Annotated in this window: 25 protein-coding genes; 11 read left to right on the forward strand and 14 right to left on the reverse strand. The window is 72.6% G+C overall.

Annotated features, from left to right (window positions below):
* Window positions 1-74: 74 nt before the first annotated feature.
* On the reverse strand, window positions 75-767 hold the full coding sequence (gene trhA, locus ACZ6ZI_RS30700) for a PAQR family membrane homeostasis protein TrhA (protein ID WP_363062423.1): 693 nt from the start codon (window positions 765-767) through the stop codon (window positions 75-77).
* 219 nt (window positions 768-986) lie between these two features.
* Between trhA and ACZ6ZI_RS30705 the strand changes: the two genes are divergently transcribed.
* Window positions 987-2,819, forward strand: a complete 1,833-nt coding sequence (locus tag ACZ6ZI_RS30705; protein ID WP_363062421.1) for a phosphoenolpyruvate carboxykinase (GTP) — start codon at window positions 987-989, stop codon at window positions 2,817-2,819.
* Window positions 2,820-2,887: 68 nt separating this feature from the next.
* Here ACZ6ZI_RS30705 and ACZ6ZI_RS30710 read toward each other — a convergent pair whose 3' ends face one another.
* From ACZ6ZI_RS30710 to ACZ6ZI_RS30725, 4 genes are read right to left on the reverse strand one after another with little or no spacing between them, the layout of a single operon-like run.
* Window positions 2,888-3,511, reverse strand: coding sequence for a hypothetical protein (locus ACZ6ZI_RS30710; protein ID WP_469526225.1), 624 nt, complete (start codon window positions 3,509-3,511; stop codon window positions 2,888-2,890).
* Window positions 3,498-5,165 carry a vWA domain-containing protein gene (locus tag ACZ6ZI_RS30715; protein WP_469526226.1) on the reverse strand — a complete coding sequence of 556 codons (1,668 nt, stop codon included), beginning with the start codon at window positions 5,163-5,165 and terminating at the stop codon, window positions 3,498-3,500. Before ACZ6ZI_RS30715 ends, ACZ6ZI_RS30710 begins: the two co-directional genes overlap by 14 nt.
* Window positions 5,162-6,349, reverse strand: a complete 1,188-nt coding sequence (locus ACZ6ZI_RS30720) for a toxic anion resistance protein (protein WP_469526228.1) — start codon at window positions 6,347-6,349, stop codon at window positions 5,162-5,164. The genes ACZ6ZI_RS30715 and ACZ6ZI_RS30720 overlap by 4 nt, the downstream gene beginning before the upstream one ends.
* Complete coding sequence (locus ACZ6ZI_RS30725; protein WP_469526230.1) at window positions 6,346-7,446, reverse strand: hypothetical protein; 1,101 nt, start codon at window positions 7,444-7,446, stop codon at window positions 6,346-6,348. The genes ACZ6ZI_RS30720 and ACZ6ZI_RS30725 overlap by 4 nt, the downstream gene beginning before the upstream one ends.
* A gap of 143 nt (window positions 7,447-7,589) precedes the next feature.
* On the opposite strand from ACZ6ZI_RS30725, the gene ACZ6ZI_RS30730 reads away from it, so the two are divergent.
* A complete protein-coding gene (locus tag ACZ6ZI_RS30730; protein WP_469526231.1) occupies window positions 7,590-8,012 on the forward strand; it encodes a hypothetical protein in 423 nt (140 codons plus the stop codon).
* Window positions 8,013-8,069: 57 nt separating this feature from the next.
* Here ACZ6ZI_RS30730 and ACZ6ZI_RS30735 read toward each other — a convergent pair whose 3' ends face one another.
* Both ACZ6ZI_RS30735 and ACZ6ZI_RS30740 read right to left on the reverse strand, forming a co-directional pair.
* Window positions 8,070-8,462, reverse strand: coding sequence for an SCO4983 family protein (locus tag ACZ6ZI_RS30735; RefSeq protein ID WP_469526232.1), 393 nt, complete (start codon window positions 8,460-8,462; stop codon window positions 8,070-8,072).
* A gap of 149 nt (window positions 8,463-8,611) precedes the next feature.
* Window positions 8,612-9,823, reverse strand: a complete 1,212-nt coding sequence (locus ACZ6ZI_RS30740) for a pyridoxal phosphate-dependent aminotransferase (protein WP_363061882.1) — start codon at window positions 9,821-9,823, stop codon at window positions 8,612-8,614.
* A gap of 270 nt (window positions 9,824-10,093) precedes the next feature.
* Here ACZ6ZI_RS30740 and ACZ6ZI_RS30745 point away from each other — a divergent pair, with 270 nt between their 5' ends.
* The gene (locus tag ACZ6ZI_RS30745) at window positions 10,094-10,570 is read left to right on the forward strand and encodes a macro domain-containing protein (protein WP_469526235.1); all 477 of its coding nucleotides are present in this window, start codon (window positions 10,094-10,096) and stop codon (window positions 10,568-10,570) included.
* A gap of 161 nt (window positions 10,571-10,731) precedes the next feature.
* Window positions 10,732-11,199: a hypothetical protein gene (locus tag ACZ6ZI_RS30750; RefSeq protein WP_469526237.1), complete on the forward strand. Its 468-nt coding sequence runs from the start codon at window positions 10,732-10,734 to the stop codon at window positions 11,197-11,199.
* 9 nt (window positions 11,200-11,208) lie between these two features.
* Here ACZ6ZI_RS30750 and ACZ6ZI_RS30755 read toward each other — a convergent pair whose 3' ends face one another.
* Window positions 11,209-11,661, reverse strand: coding sequence for a nitroreductase/quinone reductase family protein (locus ACZ6ZI_RS30755; RefSeq protein WP_469526238.1), 453 nt, complete (start codon window positions 11,659-11,661; stop codon window positions 11,209-11,211).
* Between the two features lie 103 nt (window positions 11,662-11,764).
* Between ACZ6ZI_RS30755 and ACZ6ZI_RS30760 the strand changes: the two genes are divergently transcribed.
* Window positions 11,765-12,856, forward strand: a complete 1,092-nt coding sequence (locus ACZ6ZI_RS30760; RefSeq protein ID WP_469526241.1) for a LysR family transcriptional regulator — start codon at window positions 11,765-11,767, stop codon at window positions 12,854-12,856.
* On the opposite strand, the gene ACZ6ZI_RS30765 is transcribed toward ACZ6ZI_RS30760, so the two are convergent.
* Entirely contained in the window at window positions 12,748-13,248 is a 501-nt protein-coding gene (locus ACZ6ZI_RS30765) for a peptidylprolyl isomerase (protein ID WP_469526242.1), read from the reverse strand. The genes ACZ6ZI_RS30760 and ACZ6ZI_RS30765 overlap by 109 nt on opposite strands.
* Window positions 13,249-13,370: 122 nt before the next feature.
* Window positions 13,371-13,562: a hypothetical protein gene (locus tag ACZ6ZI_RS30770; protein ID WP_363061894.1), complete on the reverse strand. Its 192-nt coding sequence runs from the start codon at window positions 13,560-13,562 to the stop codon at window positions 13,371-13,373.
* Window positions 13,563-13,794: 232 nt separating this feature from the next.
* Here ACZ6ZI_RS30770 and ACZ6ZI_RS30775 point away from each other — a divergent pair, with 232 nt between their 5' ends.
* On the forward strand, window positions 13,795-15,153 hold the full coding sequence (locus tag ACZ6ZI_RS30775; protein WP_469526245.1) for a carbohydrate-binding protein: 1,359 nt from the start codon (window positions 13,795-13,797) through the stop codon (window positions 15,151-15,153).
* Between the two features lie 67 nt (window positions 15,154-15,220).
* Here ACZ6ZI_RS30775 and ACZ6ZI_RS30780 read toward each other — a convergent pair whose 3' ends face one another.
* Window positions 15,221-16,231: an ElyC/SanA/YdcF family protein gene (locus ACZ6ZI_RS30780; protein ID WP_469526246.1), complete on the reverse strand. Its 1,011-nt coding sequence runs from the start codon at window positions 16,229-16,231 to the stop codon at window positions 15,221-15,223.
* A 206-nt stretch (window positions 16,232-16,437) separates the two neighbouring features.
* On the reverse strand, window positions 16,438-17,718 hold the full coding sequence (locus ACZ6ZI_RS30785; protein WP_469526248.1) for an amino acid deaminase: 1,281 nt from the start codon (window positions 17,716-17,718) through the stop codon (window positions 16,438-16,440).
* 133 nt (window positions 17,719-17,851) lie between these two features.
* Between ACZ6ZI_RS30785 and ACZ6ZI_RS30790 the strand changes: the two genes are divergently transcribed.
* Together ACZ6ZI_RS30790 and ACZ6ZI_RS30795 are read left to right on the forward strand one after the other, a co-directional pair.
* Window positions 17,852-18,634 carry an IclR family transcriptional regulator gene (locus tag ACZ6ZI_RS30790; protein WP_469526250.1) on the forward strand — a complete coding sequence of 261 codons (783 nt, stop codon included), beginning with the start codon at window positions 17,852-17,854 and terminating at the stop codon, window positions 18,632-18,634.
* The gene (locus ACZ6ZI_RS30795; RefSeq protein WP_363061906.1) at window positions 18,631-19,041 is read left to right on the forward strand and encodes a RidA family protein; all 411 of its coding nucleotides are present in this window, start codon (window positions 18,631-18,633) and stop codon (window positions 19,039-19,041) included. Before ACZ6ZI_RS30790 ends, ACZ6ZI_RS30795 begins: the two co-directional genes overlap by 4 nt.
* A gap of 127 nt (window positions 19,042-19,168) precedes the next feature.
* On the opposite strand, the gene ACZ6ZI_RS30800 is transcribed toward ACZ6ZI_RS30795, so the two are convergent.
* Both ACZ6ZI_RS30800 and ACZ6ZI_RS30805 read right to left on the reverse strand, forming a co-directional pair.
* A complete protein-coding gene (locus tag ACZ6ZI_RS30800) occupies window positions 19,169-20,503 on the reverse strand; it encodes a M14 family metallopeptidase (RefSeq protein ID WP_469526252.1) in 1,335 nt (444 codons plus the stop codon).
* A 126-nt stretch (window positions 20,504-20,629) separates the two neighbouring features.
* On the reverse strand, window positions 20,630-22,324 hold the full coding sequence (locus tag ACZ6ZI_RS30805; protein WP_469526254.1) for a chitinase: 1,695 nt from the start codon (window positions 22,322-22,324) through the stop codon (window positions 20,630-20,632).
* A 384-nt stretch (window positions 22,325-22,708) separates the two neighbouring features.
* On the opposite strand from ACZ6ZI_RS30805, the gene ACZ6ZI_RS30810 reads away from it, so the two are divergent.
* From ACZ6ZI_RS30810 to ACZ6ZI_RS30820, 3 genes are read left to right on the forward strand one after another with little or no spacing between them, the layout of a single operon-like run.
* Complete coding sequence (locus ACZ6ZI_RS30810; RefSeq protein ID WP_469526256.1) at window positions 22,709-23,659, forward strand: hypothetical protein; 951 nt, start codon at window positions 22,709-22,711, stop codon at window positions 23,657-23,659.
* Between the two features lie 40 nt (window positions 23,660-23,699).
* Window positions 23,700-24,401 carry a Flp pilus assembly protein CpaB gene (cpaB, locus tag ACZ6ZI_RS30815; RefSeq protein WP_469526259.1) on the forward strand — a complete coding sequence of 234 codons (702 nt, stop codon included), beginning with the start codon at window positions 23,700-23,702 and terminating at the stop codon, window positions 24,399-24,401.
* A 7-nt stretch (window positions 24,402-24,408) separates the two neighbouring features.
* Complete coding sequence (locus ACZ6ZI_RS30820) at window positions 24,409-25,704, forward strand: AAA family ATPase (protein ID WP_469526260.1); 1,296 nt, start codon at window positions 24,409-24,411, stop codon at window positions 25,702-25,704.
* The last annotated feature ends 3 nt before the right edge of the window (window positions 25,705-25,707 follow it).

A 25,707-nucleotide genomic window follows, 5' to 3' on the forward strand; every position in this document is an offset into this window, starting at 1 on the left:
AGGTACTGAGGTACGGACGCCGCGGGTGCCCGGCCGACCCCGGCCGGGCACCCGCGCGCCGTCGCCGGTCCGCCTCAGTGGCGGTAGGCGGCCAGGGAGATGCCGACGTAGTGGGCGACGAAGGCCGCCAGCGTCAGCGAGTGGAAGACCTCGTGGAAGCCGAAGAAGCGGGGGGAGGGGTTGGGGCGCTTGATGCCGTAGATCACCCCGCCGACGCTGTAGAGCAGTCCGCCGACGACCACCAGCACGAGAACGGCGATCCCGCCGGCGCGCAGGAAGTCGGGCAGGAAGAACACCGCGGCCCAGCCCATGGCGATGTAGCAGGGGGTGTACAGCCAGCGGGGCGCGCCGACCCAGAACACCCGGAAGGCGATGCCGGCCGCGGCGGCGATCCACACCGCCCACAGCAGGGTCCGCCCGGTGGAGGCGGGCAGCAGCAGGACGGTCAGCGGGGTGTAGGTGCCCGCGATGATCAGGAAGATGTTGGCGTGGTCGAGGCGCCGCAGGATGGCCTCGCCGCGCGGTCCCCACGTGCCGCGGTGGTAGACGGCGCTGATGCCGAACAGCAGGCAGGCCGTGAGGATGTAGACCCCGCAGGCCACGCGGGCCTTCGTCGAGTCGGTGAAGGCCATCAGCGCCAGACCCGCGACGACGACCGCCGGGAACATCCCGGTGTGCAGCCATCCGCGCATGAGCGGCTTGACCTCGGACTCCGCCTGTGGGGCTGCCGGCGTGGCCGCGACGACGGCGGCGGCGTCTGAACTCATGGCGACATGCTACCTACGGGTCCGTAGGTTTCCGTTAGTGCTCTTTACGGAAGATTGACGGACGTGGCGATGCTCACGTGAGAGGCCCCCTGGACATATGCGCATACGCACCGGATGATCAGATGAGTGCGGTCGGCACCGGATGAGCGGAGCGCGAAGCGTCCGGGTCGCAGCCCCCACGGGGCATACACCAAACAAACCCCTCAACAAGGAGCAATCGTGGCGCGCGACAACGCGGCTCCCACTTCCATCCCGACGACCCACCAGGAGCTGATCTCCTGGGTGGACGAGATCGCGGCCCTGACCCAGCCGGACCGCGTCGTCTGGTGCGACGGTTCCGAGTCCGAGTACGAGCGCCTGTGCGCGGAGCTCGTCGCCAAGGGCACGTTCAAGAAGCTGGACGAGGCCAAGCGCCCGAACTCCTACTACGCCGCCTCCGACCCGTCCGACGTCGCGCGCGTCGAGGACCGGACCTTCATCTGCTCCGAGAAGGAAGAGGACGCGGGCCCGACGAACCACTGGAAGGCCCCCTCCGAGATGAGGGAGATCTTCGCCGGGCAGGAAGGTATCTTCCGCGGCTCCATGAAGGGCCGCACGATGTACGTCGTGCCCTTCTGCATGGGCCCCCTCGGCTCCGAGCTGTCCGCGATCGGCGTCGAGATCACCGACTCCGCCTACGTCGCGGTCGCCATGCGCACCATGACCCGCATGGGCAAGGCCGTCCTCGACGAGCTCGGCACCGACGGCTTCTTCGTCAAGGCCGTCCACACCCTCGGCGCCCCGCTCGCCGAAGGCCAGGCGGACGTCCCGTGGCCCTGCAACACCACCAAGTACATCTCCCACTTCCCCGAGAGCCGCGAGATCTGGTCCTACGGATCCGGCTACGGCGGCAACGCCCTCCTCGGCAAGAAGTGCTACGCGCTGCGCATCGCCTCCGTCATGGCGCGTGACGAGGGCTGGCTCGCCGAGCACATGCTCATCCTGAAGCTCACCCCGCCGGCCGGCGAGGGCGAGACGAAGTACGTCGCGGCCGCGTTCCCGTCCGCCTGCGGCAAGACCAACCTGGCCATGCTGGAGCCCACGATCCCCGGCTGGACCGTCGAGACCATCGGCGACGACATCGCCTGGATGCGCTTCGGCGAGGACGGTCGCCTCTACGCGATCAACCCCGAGGCCGGCTTCTTCGGCGTCGCCCCCGGCACCGGCGAGCACACCAACGCCAACGCCATGAAGACCATGTACGCCAACACCGTCTTCACCAACGTCGCGCTCACCCCGGACGGCTCCGACGTCTGGTGGGAGGGCATGACGGAGGAGGCCCCGGCCGAGCTCATCGACTGGAAGGGCAACCCCTGGACCCCGGAGTCCGAGACCCCGGCGGCCCACCCCAACGCCCGCTTCGCCGTCCCCGCCTCCCAGTGCCCCACGATCGCCCCCGAGTGGGAGGACCCCAAGGGCGTCCCGATCTCCGCGATCCTCTTCGGCGGCCGGCGCGCCTCCGCCGTCCCGCTGGTCACCGAGTCCTTCGACTGGAACCACGGCGTCTTCATCGGCTCGAACATCGCCTCCGAGAAGACCGCCGCCGCCGAGGGCAAGGTCGGCGAGCTGCGCCGCGACCCCTTCGCCATGCTGCCGTTCTGCGGCTACAACATGGGCGACTACATGGCCCACTGGGTCAAGGTCGGCGCCGGCGCCGACGCCGCCAAGCTCCCGAAGATCTACTACGTGAACTGGTTCCGCAAGAACGACGCGGGCAAGTTCGTGTGGCCCGGCTTCGGCGAGAACAGCCGCGTCCTGAAGTGGATCGTCGGCCGCCTCGACGGCACCGCCGAAGGCGTCGAGACCCCCATCGGCTTCCTGCCGACCCGCGACTCCCTCGACCTGGACGGCCTGGAGCTGCCCGCCGAGGACCTCGACTTCCTCCTCACCGTCGACAAGGAGGTCTGGCGCGAGGAGGCCGCCCTGGTCCCCGAGCACCTGAACACCTACGGCGACCACACTCCCAAGGAGCTGTGGGACCAGTACCACGCACTGGTCGAGCGCCTGGGCTGAGCCCGGCGCACCCCCGAAGACCGCGGCCGGCTGTCCCCGACCGCAGGGCTGACGCGGGAGTCCCCGACCTAGGACTCTCTGCGACCTTCCAAATAGGTCGTGTGCGTCTGCTGACGGCGGGCCTCCGTTTCACGGAGGTCCGCCGTCACGCGTTCCGCCTCCTCGGACAGCACCGACAGCTGCCGCTCCAGGTGCCGTTCGGGGGACTCGCCCCCCGGGTTCAGCCGCGTCCACCACCGCGCCCGGTTGTACGCGTCCACCCCCTCCGGCACGTCCAGCCGGATCGCCCGCGACAGCGCGTGCACCGCCTCCGGCTCCCCGGCCAGCACCTCCGCCGGCCACCCCGGCTCCAGCAGCGCCGCGTACACGTCCAGCAGCTCGCTCAGCTTGCCCTCGGCGGCCGGCGGCAGCTCCACCTCCCCGACGTACTCCCGCAACCGGTCCAGGTCCTCGCGCACGCCCCCCAACCGCCGCGCCGGGTCCGGGAAGCACGGCGTGACGATCCGCGCCGGCGGGGCGATCAGCGCCCCCGCCCCGTACAGCCCCGCGACCACCACCGGCCAGTAGGCGCCCGCCACGCCCGCCCACGTCAGGCCCAGCCCGACGAGCCCGCACGCGCCGCCCGCCAGGTTCTTGGTCGACTCCAGGTACGCGAGCGCCCGCCCGACCGGCGTCCTCCTACTGGTAACCACGGATCTCCTCGAAGGCCCCGTCCAGGGAACCGTTGCCCTCGGTCGCGTCGAACAGTCGCCCACCCGTCAGCTCGGTGATGTGCGTCAGCTCCTTGCGGTCCGAGTCCCCGAACAGCACCGCGAACACCGGCGTGTGCCGGCGCGCCTCGGGCAGCGCCGCGTAGAAGGCGTCGAAGTCCTTCGCCTTGTCGCCGCTCTGCCCGTCGGTCATCAGCACGATCGAGGTGAACGCGTCGCTCTCGCCCCGCCCCAGGTGCTCGTACGCCGCCTTCAGGCTCCCGTACACGGCCGTGCCGCCCTCCGGACGCAGCCCCTTCACGTCCCCGCGGATCGCGTCCAGCGCCGGCCCCGGGTTCCCCGGCTCGACGACGTGCGTGAGCACCTTCTTCACCCGGTCCCCGAACGGCAGCAACGTCACCTCCTCCCGGTCCCGGAACCGCTCGCCCGGCCCCGAACTCCCCGTCCCCGTCAGGTCCGTCAGCGCGGCGCGCAACCGCCCGATCCGGTCCTCGTCCGCCATGGAACCCGAGGTGTCCAGCACGTACACCGTCCGCGAGGGGCGCCGCAGCTCGTTCTCGTACGAGGCCAGCAGCCCGTCCGCCACCGACCGCGAGCCCGGGAACGGCAGCTCGCGCCGCTTCTCCCCGTCGAGACCGGCCGCCGGGGCCACCCCGGCCGCCACCGGCCGCCGCATCGTCCGCTCCGTGATCGACTTCTGGGCCGCGTCACCGCGCAGCCAGTCCGTCAGCAGCCGGCCCGAATCGCGCGCCCCGGCCGGAGCCGACGCCAACAGCGTCAGCGGATAGTGCGCGGTGACCACCCCGTCCCTGGGGCGGATCACCGTCAGCGGGGACTTGGCCCGGTCGTTCATCGACAGCAGCACCGACTCGTAGTTCACGAGCGCGTCGACGTCGTCCCGCTTCCCGTACGCCGTCGCCAGCCAACCCGAGGAACCCGACGTCAGCCTCTGCCCGTTGAAGAACCCCTTCAGGCGGGGCCGCGCCTTGTCCACGTCCGCGTCCGTCAGCGCCGCCTGCGCCCCCGACAGCCCCGAGGCCACCGAGACCAGCGCGGAGAAGCCGGAGTTGGACCGCACCGGGTCCGTCATCCCGTACGTCAGCCTCCCGGCCGCCACGGCCTCCTCGACCGCCGCCCAGGTCACCTCCGCGGGCTTCCAGCCCAACCGCGCCAAGGCCTCCGGCTTCACCCCGACCGCCACCGGCGAGGACATCACCGGCGTCTCCGTGCCGAGCTTCGCCGCGGCCTCGGGACGCAGCCTCAGGTAGTCGTTGGAGGACAGCCAGATCGCGTCGTAGCGCCCGTCCGCCTTCCCGGAGGCCACCTGGTCCGCCGCGTCCAGCGTCCCCGACCAGGTGAAGTCGACGGAGACCCCCGTCGCCGCCTTCGCCGCCTTCAGCACCGGCTCCATGTCCGCCAGCTCGCTGGACGCCAGCACCCGCAGCCGGCCCTCCTTGTACTCCTGCGGCTTCGAGGAACCACCGGAAGAGCCCGAGGAGCCCGAGCCGCCCGCCGTGGTCCCGGGAGCCTGCGAGGTGCAGGCCGCCGCCCCCAGCAGGGCGACCGCCAGGGCCACCGACGCCGCCCCCCGCGCCCGCCGCACCGCCCGCGCGGTGTGTCCCGTACGCCCGTTCATCGCTCCCCGCCTTCCGGCGCGTCCGCGGTCCGCGTCCGGGCCAGCCGCTCCGAGGCGGCCCGCAGCTCGTCCGTCAGGGACTCCACCGTCACCGCCATGTTCTCCGTGGCCCGTGCCTTGAACGTGTCGATCGCGTCCAGCGTCCGGAAGATCTCCCCGAACGCCTCCCGCAGCGTCTGCGCCCCCACCGCCGGGTCCGCCGCGATCCGCTGGACCTCCCCGCTCTGCGAGGCCAGCATCCGCGCGTTGCCCCGGATCAGCTCCTCCGTCGTGCCCCGCAAGGCGTTCACCTGCTCGACCACCTTGCGCTGGTCGTCCAGGGCCGAGGCCAACATGACGGCGATCCGCAACGCCGACACCGTCGTCGTCGCCGCCCGGTCCACCCCCTTGATCAGCTCCTCGTTGTTGCGGCGCACCACGTCCATCGCCAGATAGCCCTGCGCGCACACCGCCAACTGCGTCAACAGGTCCTGGTGCTTCTGCCGCACCGGGAACAGCACGTCCGCCCGCAGCGCGTCCGCCCGCCCCGGATCGGTGCGCTCCGCCTCGGCGATCCGCGAGGCGACCGCCGCGTCCAGGGCCTCCGTCAGCACGGCGCACTCCTGGAGCCGGCCCATCGTCTCCCACAGCGCCGCGCGCTCCGTGTGCAGCGCCGCGTTGTCGCGCCGCAGCTCGTCCTGCCCGCCGCGCAACGCGCCCACGATCCGGTCCAGCGTCGTCTGCGAGGAGGCGTACCTCGCCACGTGGTCCCGCATCCGGTTCCCGCCCGGCAGCCGCGCCAGCAGGCGGCGCGCCCCCCTCGCCGGAGCGTCCCGCGGGTCGAGGTCCTCCACGGCGCGCCGCAGCTCGACCAGCGAACCGGCCACCCGGGCCTGCGCGTCCGCGCCCCCGTCCGCGCCCAGGGAGCGCACCGCCCGCTCCAGCATCCGGTTCGACTGCCGGTCGGCGCCGCGCATCTCGGCGGCGCCCAGGGCGGCGATCTCCCCGATCCGGCCGGCGAACTCCGGGGACCGGGCGTCGATCCCGGCGAGCCCGCCCACGAACTCGTCGGCCCGGCGAGCCATCTCGTCGTGGACCCCGTCCCCGAGCGGGACCAGGCCGCCGGCCCGGTCCGGCCCGATCGGGGCCACGGGCCCCGGCGCGGTGAGCACGAGCGGGCCCTCCTCTGCGGGTGTCGTCGTCATGGCGTGTCCCCCTGTCCCTTGGCCCGGGCGGCCAGCGCCATCAGGACCTTGACGGTCGGCGCGCCCACCTGCCGGATTCCGGTCAGCCCCGGGTTGAGGTGGCCGGCGAACGGCGCGGTGGCGGCGGTGAACTCTGCGAGACCGTCCTGCGGACGGAATCCGTGCCGCAGGGCCAGCTCGCGCAGCTTCGGGTCCTCGGCGAGCAGCCGGCCCAGCTCCCTGGCCTCCTCGGTGAGGGGCACGAAGGTGTGCGGGGAGTTGACCGTGGTGTCCGGGTAGAGCACCACCATGTCCCCGAGCTGCGCCGGAGTCTGCTTCTTCATCAGGAGCGAGGCCACCTGGGACTCGTAGGCCAGGATCAGCGGCTCCCCGCTGCCGCTGATGAACGCGCGGAACGGGTCGTCCGTACTCGGCGCCAGCGCGCCCTGCACCGAGGTCAGCTTGCGCATCAGGGGCGCCGTCCGGGCGATCCCGGCGTCGTCGGAGACCACGGTGTTGTTGTTGGCGACGTTGGAGGTGGCGGCGACGAACAGCGCGCCCGAGTTGGAGGTCGCCGGGTCGGTGGTCTTGATGAACAGGGTCCCGGTCAGCTCGCCGTGGGGGGCGGAGCCGGGCAGCTGCTGCCAGGTCCGGTCCTCGCCGGCCGCCTTCAGGTACGGGCCCATCAGGAGGGTGCCGGAATTCGTGCCGGTCATCCTCACCAGCCCGTTGTCGGCCAGTACCTTCGTGGCGTTGGCGCGGGCGACGACGACGAGCGGGGAGAAGAACGGCCTGGTGGTCTGCGCGCCCTTCACCCCCGCCGCGGCCTCGATCTCCTGCGCGGGCTCGCTGCTGCTGGGGAAGGCGAAGTCATACTCCTTGAGGGGGAGTTGGTCCATCGCCCAGGAGCCGGAGGTCTCCGGCTTCACGGTGTAGCCCTTGTCCTTGAGGGCCTTGACGACATCGGGGTCGCGGAAGAAGTCGGACTTCTCCGATCCGATGACGCCGCGCACGGTCTTCGTTGCCGTGCCTTCCGGCTTCTCGCTCCCGATGACGATGGCGCCGATCACGCCGCCGATCAGGAGGATCGCCAGAGCGATTCCGAGGATGCGTCTCACGGGTGCAGCGTGCTCGCGGAAACCCACATTCCGCGTGGAGTCGAATGAACGCGAGGTGTCCAGGCGGTCCCACTTCGAAATGCTGTCCGGTCCCGTGGGTGCTGGTGGGCGGGGCGGGCTCCCGGGAGGATCGGGGCATGGCCGTGAGCGCGTTGAAGTGGCAGGGCCGGACGGTCGCCCTGACGGGACTGGCCGGCCTGCTGGTGTTCGCCCCGCTGGGGCTCTACGTGTGGGCCGGCGGCGCCGCCGAGCAATCCGCGGCCCCGCCCCTGCCGGCGCCCGAGGTGCGGGTCACCGCCTGCCGGATCGACCCGGCGAGCCGGCGCGTCCTGGCCGCCGTCGAGGCGCGGGGGAGCGGGTCGTACGTGGTGACCGTGGAGTTCCGTGACGCGGAACGCCCCGGCCCCCGGGCCCGCGCGGCCCAGGCCCTGGTCCGCGTCCCGGGCCTCACCCCGGGCACCCCGGAGCGGGCGGAGGCCGTCGGTCCGGTCTGGCCGCCGGACACCGCCCCGTGGTGCGGCGTCGCGGGGGTCGCCCCGCAGCCCACGACGGGCGCGACGGGCTGAGCGGGGGAGGGGGCATGGCACCCGGTCCGGAGCCTCCGCGGCCCCGGACCGGGGCCGTCAGTGGGCGCCGGCCAGGTCGACGGAGTCGAGGGCGGCGGCGTGGGCGTCCATCCGCTCGGCGGCGAGGATCGCCGCGGCGGTGTCGGCGCGGGAGGCGGCGACGAGCAGGGCGCGGGCGGCGAGGTCGTGGGCGCGACGGTGCAGGGCGAGGCCGTCACCGGCGGCCCGGTGGTGCGCGACCCGTGCGGGGCGGGCCCCGCGCAGCCGCGCGACCTGGTCGGCGATGCGCGCGGCGCCCTCGTCGAGTCCGAGCTCGTCGGTGACCGCGAGGAGCGCGGCCAGGTGTCCGGCGAGTTGGGTGTCGAGGGCCTCGGTGCGGCTGCTGTGGGGGTAGTCGGCCTTGCCGTCCACGCGGTGGACGACCGACTTGGAGCGGATCGGCTCGTACATGAGGAGGCCTCCTGCGTGGTCAGGAGACCATCCTACATTGGATCCGTTCTAAAGTTGAGTTGAATCCGGAAGGAGGGCTGTCGGAGGCCGCCGAGGGCCGCCGGAGGGCGGCCCGACCCGGCGGCCCGACCCGGTGGACCGACCCGGTCCTAGTGCTGGCCGTAGCCGTCGAGGAACCTGCCGATCCGGGTCACCGCGTCCGCGAGGTCCTTCGCGTTGGGGAGCGTCACGATGCGGAAGTGGTCCGGCTCGGGCCAGTTGAAGCCCGTTCCGTGCACCACCATGATCTTCTCGGCGCGCAGCAGGTCGAGCACCATCTGCCGGTCGTCCTTGACCTTGTAGACGGCCGGGTCCAGCTTCGGGAAGAGGTACAGGGCGCCCTTGGGCTTCACGCAGGTGATGCCCGGGATCCGCGTCAGCAGCTCGTACGCCGTGTCGCGCTGCTCCAGCAGCCGCCCGCCGGGCAGGACCAGGTCCTCGATGGACTGGCGACCGCCGAGGGCGGTGGCCACGGCGTGCTGCGAGGGCATGTTCGCGCACAGGCGCATGTTCGCGAGGATCGTGAGGCCCTCGATGTACGACGAGGCGTTCTTCTTGGGGCCGCAGACCGCCATCCAGCCGGCGCGGTAGCCGGCGACGCGGTAGTTCTTGGACAGGCCGTTGAAGGTGAGCGTCAGCAGGTCCGGCGCGATGGCGGCGGTGTTGGTGTGCGTGGCTCCGTCGTAGAGGATCCGGTCGTAGATCTCGTCCGAACAGACCACCAGGTTGTGGCGGCGCGCGATGTCCGTCAGTCCCCGCAGCATCTCGTCGTCGTAGACGGCGCCGGTCGGGTTGTTCGGGTTGATGATCACGATCGCGCGGGTGCGGTCGGTGACCTTGCGCTCGATGTCGGCGAGGTCCGGCATCCAGTCGGCCTGCTCGTCGCAGCGGTAGTGCACGGCGGTGCCGCCCGCGAGGCTGACCGAGGCGGTCCACAGGGGGTAGTCCGGAGCCGGGACGAGGACCTCGTCGCCGTCGTCGAGCAGCGCCTGCATCGACATCTGGATCAGCTCGGAGACCCCGTTGCCGAGGTAGATGTCCTCGACGTCCAGCTCGATGCCCTTGGTCTGGTAGTGCTGCATGACCGCGCGGCGCGCGGAGAGCAGCCCCTTCGCGTCCCCGTAGCCGTGGGCCGTGCCCAGGTTGCGGAGCATGTCCTCGAGGATCTCCGGCGGGCACTCGAAGCCGAAGGCCGCGGGGTTGCCGGTGTTGAGCTTGAGGATGCGATGACCTGCCGCTTCGAGCCGCATCGCCTCTTCGAGGACGGGTCCGCGGATCTCGTAGCAGACATTGGCGAGTTTCGTTGACTGGATCACCTGCATGACGGGAGCTTACGGGCCCGGATGCCCGCCCGCTCGGCCTTTGGGGGCGGGAACCGGAGGTGGGAATTGTCCCGTTTCGGGGGACGAGGGGGTGGCGGCCCCGTCCATCCTTTGAAACGGAGCCCACCGCACCGCTCCGACCTGCGGAATGCGTGGACCGACCCCGAGGTCCGGGCCGGCGGTGTTGCGCTCGTCACGGTGGCGCGGCATGGGCCGGCGGTGGCCCGCACCCCCGCCCGCCCTGTCGGTGGCCGCGCATAGCCTCGGCGCGTGAAGGAACTCAGGATCATCGCCGGGGACGCCACGGTTCCGCAGGCCAAGGGACCCAAGATCGTCGCGCACGTCTGCAACGACATCGGAGGGTGGGGCAAGGGCTTCGTGCTCGCCCTGTCGCGCAGGTGGCCCGAGCCGGAGGCCGCGTACCGGGCCTGGCACCGGCGGCGCGCCGACAACGACTTCGGGCTCGGGGCCGTCCAGGTGGTGCGGGTGAAGCCCGACGTGTGGGTGGCCAACATGATCGGGCAGCGCGGGATCCGCACCGGCAGCGGGGGCCCGCCGATACGGTACGACGCCGTCGCGCGGTGTCTGGACGCGCTGGCCCCGCACGCCGTGGAGCTGGGCGCGAGCGTGCACATGCCGCGCATCGGGTGCGGGCTCGCCGGCGGGACGTGGGCCCGCATCGAGCCGCTGATCACCACCGCGCTGTGCGCGCGGGACGTCGACGTCACCGTCTACGACCGGTCCTGAGCCGGTGTCCGCCAGGTGCCGGTAGCGGCCGGGACCGAACGAGTGGAGCTCGGGGGGCGCGCGTGACCCGGAGGCCCGGCGGATCGATTCGCCCCGCTTCGCCCTCCTAGGGTCGGGCCCGCACCACCCTTTGATCATCTTCGGAAGGGACCCCTCCCGTCATGAAGCTCCGCACCACCCTCGGCGCGACCGTCGGCGCCCTCGCGCTCGTCCTGTCCATGGCCGGCTCGGCCCAGGCCGCGCAGGGCAACTTCCACTACAAGTACGTGGACGGCTACGGCCAGGAGCGGCACGTCACCCTCCACGACCCGCACAGCGGCAAGTGCATCAACCTGCACGCCGTCGGCGAGGACGACGAGCTGCCGGGCTACGGCCCGCACAACGACACCGACACGGCGGTGACCGTCTTCCTCGGCGCGAACTGCGAGGGCCCCGACTGGCGCCTGAAGGCCCACGGAAAGCCGGCCAAGGACACGCTGGAGGTCCGCTCGGTGCGCTTCGACGAGCCGGGCGACGCGTACGACAAGCGCGAGGACAAGCGTCAGGACAAGCGCGAGGACAAGCGCGAGGACAAGCACGAGGACAAGCGCGAGCAGGACCGGTACGAGGAGGAGCTGCGGCGCAAGTAGGCCGCACCGCTACTCCTCGATGATCACCAACGGGATCTCGCGGGGCCAGGCCAGCGCCTGGTGGTCGTCGAACAGCGGCCACAGCGCGGTCATCGCCTCCCAGTACGTCTCGCGTTCCGCCGGGGTCGCCGTGCGCGCCCGGCCTCGCAGGACGGCGGAGCCCACCTGGAGCCGCACTTCCGGGTGGGCGGTGAGGTTCTCGTACCAGGCGGGGTGGCGCGGGCCGCCCGATCCGGCGGCGACCACGAGGTGGCGGTCCGCGTCCCGCCCGTAGATCAGCGGCGTGCGGACGGTGCGCCCGCCGGCCCGGTCGACGGTGGTGAGCAGCAGCGTCGGCACGCCGTGCCACAGGTGGCCGTCGGTGCCGCCGCTGGCCACGTACGTGCGGACGTGGTCGAGCCGGGGGCCGGGGCGTGGGTCGGTGGGGTGTTCCCAGTCGACGGTGACGGCGACGCTGTTCATCTGACCTCCGTTGCGCGGCCCCCTCCCGGCTAACGAGCCTTCGTCGATTCTGGATGCGGCCGACCCGTAGCGCACGCCCGGAGGTCTGGACCAAGCTCGGAGCATGGATCTGGAGCTGAGGCACCTCAAGATCGTTCGGGCCGTCGCGGACGCCGGCAGCCTGACCCGCGCCGCCACCGCGCTCGGGCTCGCGCAGCCCGCGCTGAGCACCCAGCTCAAACGCATCGAGCGGGCCCTGGGCGGCACCCTCTTCGAGCGCGGCCGGGACGGCGTACGGGCCACCGCGCTCGGGGAGCTCGTCCTGGAGCGGGCCCGCGTGGTGCTCCCGGCGGTCTGCGAGCTCCAGGACGAGGCGATGCGCTTCGCCCGCCAGGGCACCGAGGGCTACCGTCTCGGCGCCACGCACGGCCCGCTGCTCGGCGGGCTCGTGGACCGGCTCGCCCGGCAGGAGCCCGGGGTGTCGGTGACCACGTACACCTCCTGGTCGGAGCGGGAGATAGCGGGCGGGGTGGCCGCCGGGCGGCTGGACTTCGCGTTGGTCGGGGTGTGCGGGGAGAGCGCCCCGCCCGAGCCGGGTCGGCTCGCGTGGATGGAGGTGGCCCGCGATCCGGTGCACGTGATGCTGGCCGAGGACCACCCCCTGGCCCCGCGCCCCCGCATCGAGCTCGCGGAGCTGGCCGCCGAGGCGTGGACCGACGTACCGGGCGACGGGTGTTTCGGCGACTGTTTCGCCGCCTCCTGCGTGCGCGCCGGCTTCACCCCGGCCTGCGTGTACGAGACCGACACCGCCTCCTGCGTGCACCTGGTGCAGGTGGGCCGGGCCGTGGGCCTGTGCCGGGCCACCTTCCCCGTCACCCCGGGGATCGTGACGCGGCCGCTGGCCGGGAGCCCGCTGGTGTGGCGGCACCTGCTGGGGTGGCACCCCGCCGCGCGGGCGGCGGCGCGGGCGGCGGGGGTCCTGGAGCACGCCCGGGCCGCCCACGCGGACGCGCTGTCCCGCTCGGCCGCCGTGCACGCGGCGGCCACGACGGGCGCGGGTGTCGGCGTCGGCGGCGGTGTCGGCGGCGTGGCCGGGCGCGACGCCGGTCAGACCACCGGCGTGGCGCTCTCGATCACCACCGGCACCAGCGGGACGTCGCCGTGCCCGCCCGCGCGGCCGGTGCGGACGGCGGCGATGGAGTCCACCACGTCCTGACCGGACGTGACCGTGCCGAACACCGCGTACCCGTACCCGGAGGGCGTCGGGGCGGTGTGGTCCAGGGCCGGGTTGTCGGCGGTGTTGATGAAGAACTGCGAGGTCGCCGAGTGCGGCACGCTGGTGCGGGCCATGGCCACCGTGTAGCGGGTGTTCCTCAGGCCGTTGTCCGCCTCGTTGCGGACCGGCTCGCGGACGGGCCTCTGGCGCATGTCCGCGGTGAAGCCGCCGCCCTGGTTCATGAACCCGGGGATCACGCGGTGGAAGACCGTGCCGTCGTAGTGGCCGCTCTCCACGTAGCCGAGGAAATTGGCGACCGAGGCCGGGGCCCGGTCCTCGTGGAGGTCGATGACGATGGCGCCGAGGCTGGTGGTCAGCTTCACCTGAGGCATGTCGGGTCCGGTCCCCTTTCCGGTACTGAAACGTGCCACCAAGCTTCGCAGAGCGTCACCGGCACGCCACGGCCCGGGGTGCGACCCCGGGCCGGGACGCCGGCGGCGTCATCGTCGGTCCGCTACGGCAGGTAGCGCTCGATGACCTGCGGACCCTCCTTCTCGATCAGCCGGCGGGCCTTCTCGACCCGCTCCGGAGTCGGGTCGTGTCCGGTCGCCATCACCAGGTCCTCGGGGTCGTACGGTCGCTCCGGCTCCCCACCCGTGAAGAGCCGGTCCGACCGGGTGGGCCGCTCGTCCGATTCACTGTCCATCGCATACCTCCTCCGGTGCCCCCCAGGCCCCCATCCTCCGGCCGCGGCCCCATGAACGCACCTCGGGGCGGACCCCGTGCCGCGCCCGCGCCGAGACCGTGCCGCACCCGTCCGCGGACCGCGCGCCCCTCCCGCGGCCATAACACCGGAGGAAGGGTCAACCGGCAGCTCCCGCAGGCCCGTTCGCGTTCCTACGGTTTCGGTGACCCCCACGAGGAACCGAGGAGCCCCCATGCTCAAGCGACACGCCCGCGCGGCGTGTACCGCCCTGGCCGCCGCCGGACTGCTGCTGGCCGCCGGCAGCGCCACCGCCGCGACCGCCGCCACCGACACCGCCCCGCGCAAGTCCGCCGCCGCCACCCTGCGCACCGCCGACGCCCCGCCCGAGTTGCTCGCCGCGATGGGGCGCGACCTCGGCCTGACCCCCACCCAGGCCGAGACCCGCCTCGCCCACGAGGCCGAGGCCGGTGCCACCGCCGCCCGCCTGCGCCTGACGCTCGGCGCCGCCTTCGCCGGGGCCTGGGTCGACGGGGCCGACGCGGGCACCCTCACCGTGGCCACCACCCGCCCCGCCGACACCGCCGTCATCCGCGCCGCCGGCGCCACCCCGAAGCTCGTCACCCGCTCCCTGGCCGACCTGGACACCGCCAAGGCCGCCCTGGACCGGGCCGCGTCCACCGAGACGCCCGTGCGCTACGTCGACCCGCGCACCAACACCCTCGTCATCGAGGAGACCCGGCCCGGCGCCGCCGCCCGCCTCCTCGCGGCCACCGGCACCGACGGGACCCTGGCCACGGTGGTCCGCACCGCCGAGGCCCCGCGCCCGCTCCACGACCTGCGGGGCGGCGACGCGTACTACATGAACGGCAGCGGGCGCTGCTCCGTCGGCTTCCCGATCACCAAGGGCACCACGCAGGGCTTCGCCACGGCCGGGCACTGCGGGCGGGCCGGGACCACCACCACCGGCTTCAACCAGGTCGCCCAGGGCTCCTTCCAGGCGTCGGTCTTCCCCGGCAACGACATGGCCTGGGTCGCCGCCAACAGCAGCTGGACCTCCACCCCCTACGTCAAGGGGAGCGGCGGGGCGAACGTGCAGGTCACCGGTTCGGTGCTGCAACCCGTCGGCTCGTCCGTCTGCCGCTCCGGCTCGACCACCGGATGGCACTGCGGCACCGTCCAGCAGCACAACACCAGCGTCACCTACCCCGAGGGCACCATCTCGGGCGTGACCCGGACGACGGTCTGCGCCGAGCCCGGTGACTCCGGCGGCTCCTACATCTCCGGCAGCCAGGCCCAGGGCGTCACCTCGGGCGGCTCCGGCGACTGCTCGCGCGGCGGCACCACCTTCTTCCAGCCGCTGAACCCGATCCTGTCCGCGTACGGGCTGACCCTCAAGGTCACCGGCTCCGACCCGGGCCCCGGCCCCGGCCCCGGCGAGCCGGAGCCGGGCGGCACCTGGAAGGCGGGCACCGTCTACGCGACCGGCGCCACGGTCACCCACGGCGGCGCGACCTACCGCTGCCTCCAGGGCCACCAGGCGCAGACCGGCTGGGAGCCCCCGGTCGTCCCGGCTCTTTGGCAGCGGGTCTGACCAGAGGGGAGAAAGACGAAGGTGCCGTGACTGCCAAGGGGGGAGTCACGGCACCTTCGCGCGCGGGTCACAGGACGGCGAGCGTGCCCACCGCGCCGACGGCGACCAGGACGCCGCAGATGCCCAGGTTGACCGTGCGGTGTTCCCAGAAGACGGCCACGAACTCGCGCAGGATCGCGCTGGGCAGGAAGTACCGCGCGGTGGGCGAGCCGAGGACCTGCCCGTCGACCCCGGACTTGCGGGCCAGCATCGCCGCCCGGAAGGCGTGGAAGTTGTTCGTGACGATCACGCACCGGTAGTCGGGCCCGGCGGCCGTCATGATCTCCTTCGAGAAGAGCATGTTCTCCTCGGTGGTGCGGGAACGGTCCTCCAGGGTGATGTGCTCGGCCGGCACGCCCTGTTCGATCAGCCAGTCCGCCATCGCCCGCGCCTCGGGGACGCGTTCGTCGGAGCCCTTCCCGCCCGAGGTCAGCAGCACCGGCGGGCGGGAGCCGCGGGCCAGCTGGGCGGCGTAGATCTCCTGGCCCTTGCGCAGGCGCGAGGCCAGCAGCGGCGGGACGCGGTCCCCGCCGATCAGGCCGGAGCCGAGCATGACGACGTGGTCGACGTCGCCGCGCACCTTGATCCGCCCGTACAGCCAGGCGTAGCCGAGGAAGCACACGAAGATGAAGGAGACGTAGGCGACGACGGCGGTGAGGGTGGCGACCGCGCCGCCCAGCAGGGTCGAGCCGAACCACGGGACGACGATCAGCAGGGCCGTCATCGCGAAGATGCCCAACCCGGCCAGCATCGACAGCAGGTTGGCCGGCTTCCGGCCCTCCTTGCGGATCATGGTCATGCCGTTGGAGATCAGGAACCCGCCGAGGACGAGGACGCCGAGGGTCGGCAGGGCGAAGACGAGGAAGAGGACGGCGACGGCCGCCCAGGTCGGCAGGGCCCTCAACTGGAAGAGCAGGGCGAAGGAGAGCGCGAGGAAGGTCAGGCCGAGCAGCACCGCGTTGCGGAACCGGCGGCGGTCCTTGTAGGCGCTGATGCAGAAGACCACGAACAACACGGCGGCGGGGGCGAAGGCGACCATGCGTTCATCGTATGGGTCGCCCGCACGGAGCAGACCGGTCGTGAACGGGCGTACGACGAACGGCCCGACCTGCCAGGACCTCGGTCCGGCGGCCGTCCCGGACGACGAAGCGGCCGTCGATCAGCACGTGCGGGACGCCGACCGGCGCCGACCGGCGCCGGGTGGCACCGGTCGGCGCGGGTCGGGCGGGATCCGGAAGGGGCGGCCTAGAAGAAGGTGCGCACGTAGTCGGTGACGGTGCCGTCGGCGGCCACGACCGGGATCAGCGGCCACTTCTCGAAGATGGTGCACGGGTGCGACATCCCGAGGGCCACCCAGTCCCCGACCCGTACGTCGTCCTGCCCGTCGGTCTCCAGCCAGGCGTGCTGGTCGGAGAGCTTGACCACGCGGACGCCGTCGGCCGGGCGCTCCTCGCCGGTGAGGGGGTCGCGGACCAGCTCGGCCTCGGGCAGCCCCAGGTCGTAGGCGATGTCGCGCTTGCCCGCGTTGACGAAGGCCTGGGTGGGGGAGGGGCGGGAGACGACCTGCGTCCACAGCCGGAACGCGGGGCGCAGTCCACCCTCGGCGGGGATCCGGTTGAAGGGGGTCAGCCGGCCGTACCAGCCGTGGTCGTGGGAGACGTACGCGCCGGAGCGCAGCAGCCTGAGCACCGGGCGGGACAGCTCGGGGATCTCGGCGAAGACGTCGGCGACGGCGTCGAACCAGGCGGAGCCGCCCGCGCTGACGACGATCTCCGCCAGGTCGGGGGAGAAGCGCCCGGCCTTGTCGAACTCGACGGTGAGGGAGGTCAGGCGGCGCAGCCAGGCGTGGACGCGGTCCGGGTCGGCATCGGGCACCTCGGCCTCGTAGCCGGCGACGCCGACGAGGCGCAGGGCGGAGCTCGCGGCGACGGCGTCGGCCACGGCGCGGCAGTCGTCGTCGGTGCGGGCTCCGGTGCGGGCGCCCTCGCCGGCGCCGAGTTCGACCACGACGTCCACGGTGGCGCCCCGGCCGGCCAGGGCGGCGTCCATGAGCTCGACGCCGCGCACGGAGTCGACGTAGCAGACGAACCGGAAGTCGGGGTCGGCGGCGAGTTCGGCGGCGACCCAGCGCAGGGCGGCGGGGTCGACCAGCTCGTTGGCGAGGAAGATCCGGCCGATGCCGAAGGCGCGGTAGACGCGGACCTGGTGGGGCACGGCGGCGGTGATGCCCCAGGCGCCGTGGTCCAGCTGCCGGCGGAAGAGCTGCGGGGCCATGCAGGTCTTGCCGTGGGGCGCGAAGGCCAGGGCGTGCCGGCTCGCGTAGGTGCCGAGGACGGTGAGGTTGTGTTCCAGCGCCTCCGCGTCGAGGGTCAGCACGGGGGTGGTGAACCCGCCGGTGTACAGGTCGCGGGCCTGGGCCGCGAGCGCGCCGACGGTGAGGCCGGCGGCCTCGGCGTCCGGCGGCAGCCCCTTGAACCGGTGGTCGACCGGTTCGTCGGCGAGGGCCTGGACGGGGTCGCTGGGCATGGACGTGCCTCCCGGGTTCGGCGGCGTTGCGAGGAGTGCAACGGTCGTTGCGTACGGCGCTGCGAGTTGTCTAACATCCCGGATGACGGTGGGTCAACGTCCCGCCTCGGGCGGCCGGCGGGAGGGACACGGCATGAGTCAGTCGGTGGAACGGGCGCTGCTGATCCTGCCCGCGCTGGCGCGGGGCCCGGCGGGCCTCGGCGAGGTCGCGGCCGCGCTCGACGTGCACAAGAGCACCGCGCTGCGCCTGCTGCGCACCCTGCACGCGCACGGGTACGTCTACCGACAGCCCGACGGCCGCTACCGGCTCGGGGCGCGGCTGTTCGCGCTGGCCGCCGAGGCGGTGGAGGGCCTGGACATACGGGAGATCGCGCATCCGCACCTGGTCGCCCTGAACGCGGCCACCGGACACACCGTCCACCTCGCGGTCCACCAGGACGACGAGGTCCTCTACATCGACAAGGTCGAGAGCCGCTACCCGGTGCGGATGTACTCGCGCATCGGCAAGCCGGTGCCGCTGACGGTGGCCGCCGTCGCGAAACTGCTGCTCGCGGACCTGCCGGAGCCCGAACGCCGCGCGCTGGCCGCCCGCATCGACTACCCCCGCCACACCGCCCGTTCGACGCCCGACGCCGAGGCGTTCCTGCGCGAGCTGGCCCTCGTACGGGAACAGGGCTGGGCCAGTGACCTCGGCGGCCACGAGGAGTTCATCAACTGCGTGGGCGCCCCGGTACGCGGGCCCGACGGACGCGTGGTCGCCGCGCTGTCCGTCTCGGCTCCGAACGTGGTGGTCACCGCCGCCGAACTGCTCGACCTGCTGCCGCTGGTACGCCGTACCGCGGACGCCGTCGGACAGGACTACTCGGGGACCCCTTCGGGTGTCCCCGCCCCCACAGGAACCCAGGAGAACGCGTGAGCGAGAAGATCGCCGTCACCCCCGACACCCACACCGTCCCGCCCGCGCGGTTCTCGCACGGCGTGCGCAAGGGGAACATCCTCCAGGTCGCCGGCCAGGTCGGCTTCCTGCCGCACGTGGACGGGCAGCCGCCGACGCCCGCCGGGCCGACGCTGCGCGCGCAGACCCTCCAGACGCTGGAGAACGTCCGCTCGGTCCTGGAGGCCGGGGGCGCGGGCTGGGACGACGTCATGATGATCCGCGTCTACCTGACGGACACGGACCACTTCGCCGAGATGAACGAGATCTACAACGCCTACTTCGACGACCAGGGCCTCAAGGAGGCTCCCGCCGCCCGCACCACGGTCTACGTGGGCCTCCCGGCCGGTCTGCTCGTCGAGATCGACGCGCTCGCCGTCCTGGGCTGAGTCCCGCCGGCCGCGCCGACCGGATCGGGACCGGCGGCCGCGTAGGACCGGCGGCCGCGTACGACCGGCGGCCGCGCCGGGACCGGCGAGGGGGCGCCCCCCTGGCGGTGGGGCGCCCCGGGTCGTCCTAGGAGCAGTACTGCGCTTCCTTGCCGATCGAGCGGTACATGCAGTCCGCGTTCTCCAGGAGCTGGAGCACGGCCTCCTTGTTGCGGGCCGTCTCGCGGTCGATCACCTCGTCGGGCGGGTAGAAGCCGCCGCCGCCCGAACCGGCCGGGTACATCTCGAAGGTGTAGCCGAAGATCTTCTGGCTGCCCCACAGCCAGTCGTCGATCGTTCCGTCGGTGATGTACAGGTCACTGGACTGCTCGGGGGTGTAGCCGTTGCTCGCCGCCATGCTGGTGCCGACCTTCTTGAAGGCGGCGAGGTCGTCGGCGGTGAGCCCGGGCGCGGTGTCGTTGTAGGTCCAGCCGAAGGGCCACAGGACCAGCTCGCTGTACGTGTGGAAGTCGATCGCGGCCTTGATCTGCTGCTTGCCGCCCACGACGCGGCTGCGCACGAAGTCGGAGACCACCTTCACCTCGGGGGCCGACTCGGCGGCCGGACCGCGGTAGGTCTCGGAGCTCTTGCTGCTGCTGGAGCCGCCGCAGCAGCCCCACTTGTAGTTCCAGTTCCGGTTCTCGTCGGTGCCGACGGCGCTGGAGCCGGAGTTGGGCTGGCGGTTCTTGCGCCAGGAGCGGTAGGAGCCGGTGGCGATGTCGTACTCGCCGCCGTCGGGGTTGAGGTCCGGGATGATCCAGATCTCGCGGTTGTTCACCATGTTCGTGACCCGGGACTCGCTGCCGTACTTCGAGCCCAGCTCCTTGAGCAGGTACAGGGCCATCTCGACGGTGAGGTGCTCACGGGCGTGCTGGTGGGCCGTGAACAGCACCTCGGGCTCGGCCTCGTCCGTCGCCACGTTGTCGCTGATCTTGATCGCGACGAGGTCCCGGCCCTGGTAGGACTTGCCGATCACCCGCTTGCTCATGATCCCGGGGTACTGGGCGATGCGCTGGTCGATCTCCGCGCTCGCCTCGGCGTAGTTGTGGTACCGGGAGTCCGCCGACGGGAAGTCGAACGGGCTCGCCGCGATCCCGCGCTCGGAGCGGTCCGGCGGGCCGGGCAGGGCGGTGAGCCGGTAGCCCATCGCGCGCAGGCTCTTGGCCTGGGCCGGGTCCGCGGTGACCACGACCGAGCGGGCGTCCACCTCGTCGATGGACACGCCCGTGCGCAGCAGGGCGCTGCGCTCCGCCGGCGTGGAGGGGCCCTCGACCTCGTACTGGACGACGGCCTCGTCCTGGGTGGCGGTGGACGGGGTGGGCGGTGGCGCTGCCGTCGCGCTCATGCCGTAGGCGGGTGCGCCGAGCGCGAGCGCCAGCAGGGCCGCCGTGACGGCGGCCCTCCGGCGGGTGTGGAGCCGCATGCGTTCTCCTGGGTGGGGAGTGTGGGGGTAGCCGTGCGGACGCGCACAGCGTGCTCTCATGGCATGTCCGGGTCAAGAACCCCCGGGGTTCGTCGAACCGATTCAGGCCACCCCCACAGCTACCGCCTACGGGAGCGCGTGGACCTTCGGACCCACCGTGTCGGACCAGGTGCTACCCGCCTTGGCGTCCCAGTTGGTCGACCAGGTCATCGCACCGCGCAGTCCGGGGTACGTCTTCGACGGCTTGAAGGACCCGCAGTTCGTGCCCCGGGCCAGGCAGTCCAGGGCGTTGTTGACGATGGTCGGGGAGACGTAGCCGCTGCCCGCGCCGCTGGGCGAGGCCGGCACCCCGATGCCCACCTGGGACGGGTCGAGGCCGCCCTCCAGCTGGATGCAGGCCAGGGCCGTCAGGAAGTCCACGGAGCCCTGGGAGTAGACCTTGCCGTCGCAGCCGTTCATCGCGCCGCTGTTGTAGTACTGCATGTTGACGACGGTCAGGATGTCCTTGATGTTGAGCGCCGTCTTGAAGTAGCCGCCCTGCGGGGACTGCATGTCGATGGTCTGCGGGGCCATGGTGATGACGAGCGAGGGGCCCGCCTTCGCCGACAGGGCGCGCAGGGCCTGCGTCATGTAGGTCGGGTTGAGGCCGTTCTCCAGGTCGATGTCGATCCCGGTGAACCCGTACTCCTGCATCAGCGCCCAGGCGGAGTTCGCCAGGTTGTTCGCCGAGGCGGAGTCGTTGACGGTGATGGTGCCCTTCTCGCCGCCGATGGAGAGGATGACCGACTTGCCGGCCGCCTTCTTCGCGGCGACGTCGGCCTTGAACTGCGCGACCGTGTAGCCGCCGAGGCCCGCCGAGTCGAGGTTGAAAGCGATGGCGCCGGGCGTGGCCGTGGCGTCGGCGAAGGAGACGGCGATGATGTCGTACTGCGCCGACACGTCGGAGATCTTCTGGACGGTCGCGCCGTTGTTGAAGTTCTGCCAGTAGCCGGTCAGGGCGTGCTTGGGCACCGAGGGGTTCGGGTTCGGGTCGCCCCCGCCGGTCGTGGTGCCGGTCACCGGCGCGGACCGGGGTCCCTCGCCCGCCGCGTTGTACGCGCTCACCTGGAAGGAGTAGGAGGTGGAGGGCGCGAGCCCGGTGATCGCGGCGGTGCTCGCGGACACCGTCCGCACGCGGGTCCCGTCCTGGTAGACGTGGTAGCCGCTCGCGCCGGAGACGGCGTTCCACGAAAGGGTGAGCCCGTTCGCGCTCTGGCCGGAAACGGCGGCTCCCGCGGGGGCGCCGGGCACGCTCGGGCCGGGGTCGGTGCCGCCGCCCCCGTCCGGGCCGAAGACGCTGAACTCGTCCACCGTGTAGGCCGGCTGGCCGTACCAGCCGTGCGTGTAGACGGTGACCTGGGTGGTGTTCGGGCCTGTGCTGAAGGTGGTCGACAGCTTCTGCCAACCCGAACCGGAGCCGGGGGTCCAGGTGGAGACGTCCTGCGTGCCGGTGCCGGTCGCGCCGAGGTACACGTAGCTGCCCTGGACCTGGGTGCTCAGCGTGTACGTCGAATTCGGCTTGACCGTGACGGTCTGACTGCAGCGCGCGTTGTCCGAACCCGCCGGGGTGGCCTTGAGGGCGCCCGCGCCGGCGAAGACCGGGGAGGCGACGACGGCGCCCGAGCCGCCGGCGCAGGACCAGTGGGAGAGGCCGGACTCGAAGCCTCCGTTGCGGGCGACGTTGATGTCGGCGGCCTGCGCGGTGCCCGTGCCGAGGGCGGACAGGCCGCCGGCGGCGAGGGCCGTGGCGCCCAACAGGGCGAGGGAGCGTATGCGGTTCACGTGGTCTCCGTGGGGGGAGGAAGGGAAGGAGTGAACGGGGGTGGTGCGGGTGTACGAACGGGGGGAGTGGGGGTCCCCGGGGTCGGCGGCCGGGCGGAAGTCCCGGCGCAGCCAAGTTGGTCCAGACCAATCCCCGTGTCAAGGGTCTTTGCGATGTGGCTGGAAATGAACGGACGCCCGATCCCTGTTGTCCGGGTTTCCGGGCACCTGTGACATGTGCTTCCGGCACGGGAATCACCAAGGCCCTGCCCCGCCAGGGGCGTCGCGGATATGGTGCTCGGGCAAGGGGGAAGCGCGTCGATCGTTTGCGGTCGCGCAGTACGTGCGCGTACGTGACGACCGTGCGAACGGGCGCGGGCGTAACGGGTGAACGGGGGGATTCACGTGCCGACCGCCATCGCTGTCACCAGCGCCGACCTGGTGCTGCCGGCCCCTGACCGGCACACGCCCGCAGCCGCGGTCCTGCGTCCGCCCGACGAGGTCGACCTGGAGTCCTCCCTCGCCGAGACCACCGCCCTCCTGGAGCGCCACGGCCACCTCCTGGTCGTCACGCCGCCCTGGCTGCCGCCGGCCGTCGCGCGCCGCCTGTACACCGTGCGGGCCATCCTGGAGACCGATCGGATCGCGTTCCTCGACGTCGATCTCCCCCCGCTGGGCGTCGCCGTGCTGGTGCGTCAGCTGCGCCAGCTGACCGTCTGCGACTTCAGCCCCGGCGTGATCGCCTCCGCCGCCCGCCTGCTGTCCCACTACGTCTACGCGGGCGCCCTGCTGGGTACGGTCGCAAAGCTGGACCGGGTGCCGGTCGGGCTGAAGGCGCACGCCCGGTCCTGGTCGCCGTCCGCGCAGTTCGCCGTGCTCGCCCACCCCGAACCCCACCTGGCCCGTCTCGGGACCGCCCCCGCCCCGGGGGCCGCCGTCCTGCCGCCCGGTCCCGGCTTCGCCACGCACCTCACCTTCGCCCGCGGACAGCTCTCCTCCGACTGGGTGACGGCCGAACTCGCCCCCGCCTGGCAGGTGCAGGGGGTCATGGAGAACCCGCTGCCCCTCGACTCGGCCCGCTGGTGGGCGACCGCGAAGCTCGTCGAGTTCGCCGCCGCCATCCCCGACGTCGCCGTGCTCCACCAGCTCGTCGCCTCGGTCCGCCGCGAGGAGTGCCGCTGGTGCGGCCTCGAACTCATCGGCGACCGCTGCGGATTCTGCTCCGCCCCGCTCGCGCCACCGTCCGCCGCCCCCTCGTACGCCGGCGCGCCGCCGGGGACCTCCTCGCCCTCGGGCGCCCCCACCGCGAGCCGACCGCACGCGCGTCCCCGCACCCGATCCAGATCCCGATCATGACCGGCCCGAACGAACGAAGAACGGCGAGGTAGTACGGCCCATGAACTCACGCCAGCGCCGCGGCGTCATCCTGCTCCTGCTGTCGGTCCTGTGCGCCCTCGCGGCCTTCGGCGGGGTCCTCGTGGTCATCGGCGACGTCAACTCCAAGGTCGGGGCCGAGACGGTCGCCTACCGGGTCAAGGGCGACATCGCACCGTACAGCCCGCTCACGGCGGGCCAGTTCGAGCAGGTCACCGTCCCCAAACGGTGGCTGTCCGAGACCGCCGTCACCGACCTCGGGGCCCTCCAGGGGAAGATCGCGCTCACCACCCTGAAGAAGGGCTCCTACCTCCAGAGCGACATGGTCGTCGACAAGCCGCAGCTCCAGGCGGGCGAACAGGAGATCGCCATCATGATCGACGCGGCGACCGGCGTGGCCGGCAAGATCACCTCCGGAGCCAAGGTCAACATCATCGCCACCTTCAAGGGCGCCAAGGAGACCGACCCCGCCCGCTCCGTGATCATCGTCCCGAACGCCCGCGTCCTCGGCGTCGGCAAGCTGACCTCCCTCGACAAGGACGGCACCAAGCAGGGCCCCACCGAGGTCGTCCCGATCACCTTCGCCCTGAACACCAAGGACACCCAGCGCGTCGCCTACGCCGAGTCCTTCGCCGTGCACGTCCGCCTGGCCCTCGTGGCCCCCGGCACCGATTCCGCGCCCGGCCCGAGCGAGCGCACGTACACCCTCGACGGGGACAAGTGAGGCCCGGATGACCACGCGAATCCTCCCCGCGGCCGCCGACCCGGACGCCGCCCGCGCCATCGTGGCCCTGATCGGCCAGCTCCCCGGCGCCGAACCGGCCGCCCCCGTCCCCGACTCGACCTCCCTCCTCGACACCCTGGCGCGGCTCGCCGCCGAGTCCGTCGACGAGCTGCCCGAGGTGGTCCTCGTCCACGAGCGGATCGGCCCGGCCCCCGCCCTCGAACTCGTCCGCGAGGTCGCCCTGCGCTTCCCCGCGGTCGGCGTGGTCCTGCTGTCCTCGGAGACCGGCCCCGCCCTGTTCTCCGCCGCCATGGACTCCGGCGCCCGGGGCCTGGTCGGGCTCCCCCTCGGCTACGAGGAACTCGCCGCCCGCGTCCAGGCCGCCGCCCAGTGGGCCGTCGGCGTACGCCGCCACCTGGGCGGGGGCGAACGCGTCCCCACCGGACCGGGCGGCCGGGTCGTCACCGTCAGCGGCGCCAAGGGCGGCGTCGGCACCACCTTCACGGCGGTGCAGTTCGCGCTGGCGGCGGCCGCCGCCGGACGGCGCACCGCCCTGGTGGACCTCGACCTCCAGGCCGGCGACGTCGGCTCCTACCTCGACGTGCAGTTCCGCCGCTCCATCGCCGATCTCGCCGGCATCCAGGACATCTCCCCCCGCGTCCTCCAGGACGCCGTCTACGACGACCGCACCGGACTCGCCCTGCTGCTGGCCCCGGCCGAGGGCGAGCGCGGCGAGGAGGTCGACGAACGGGCCGCCCGCCAGGTCATCGGCGCCCTGCGGACCCGCTACGAACTCGTCGTCGTGGACTGCGGCACCGTCGTCACCGGCGCCGGCGCCACCGCCGTGGAACTCGCCGACGTCGCCGTCATGGTCACCACCCCCGACGTGGTCGCCGTACGGGCCGCCAAACGCCTGGTCCGGATGTGGGAGCGGCTCCAGGTCCGCAAGGCGGAGGACACCACGATGGTCGTGAACCGCTGGAGCAAGCACACCGAGATCCAACCCGCCCTCATCCAGAAGATCACCCGAACCCGACCCACCCGCACCCCCGTCCCCGCCGCCTTCAAGGAACTCCAGGCCGTCGTCGACGCCGGCCGGGTGCAGGACCTCGACAACCGCTCCACCGTCAAGCAGGCCCTGTGGACCCTCGCGGGCGAACTCGGCCTGCTCGCCGCCCCCGGCGAGCCGGGAGCCCTCCCCGACCAGGCGGCCCTCGCCCCCGCGGGCCGCTCCGGCGGCACCGCCCTCGCGGTCCGCGCCGCCGGTCCGGTGGCCCGCCTGCGGCGCGGCCGGGAGGGCTGAGGC

The organism is Streptomyces sp. NPDC103540, from assembly GCF_055584445.1.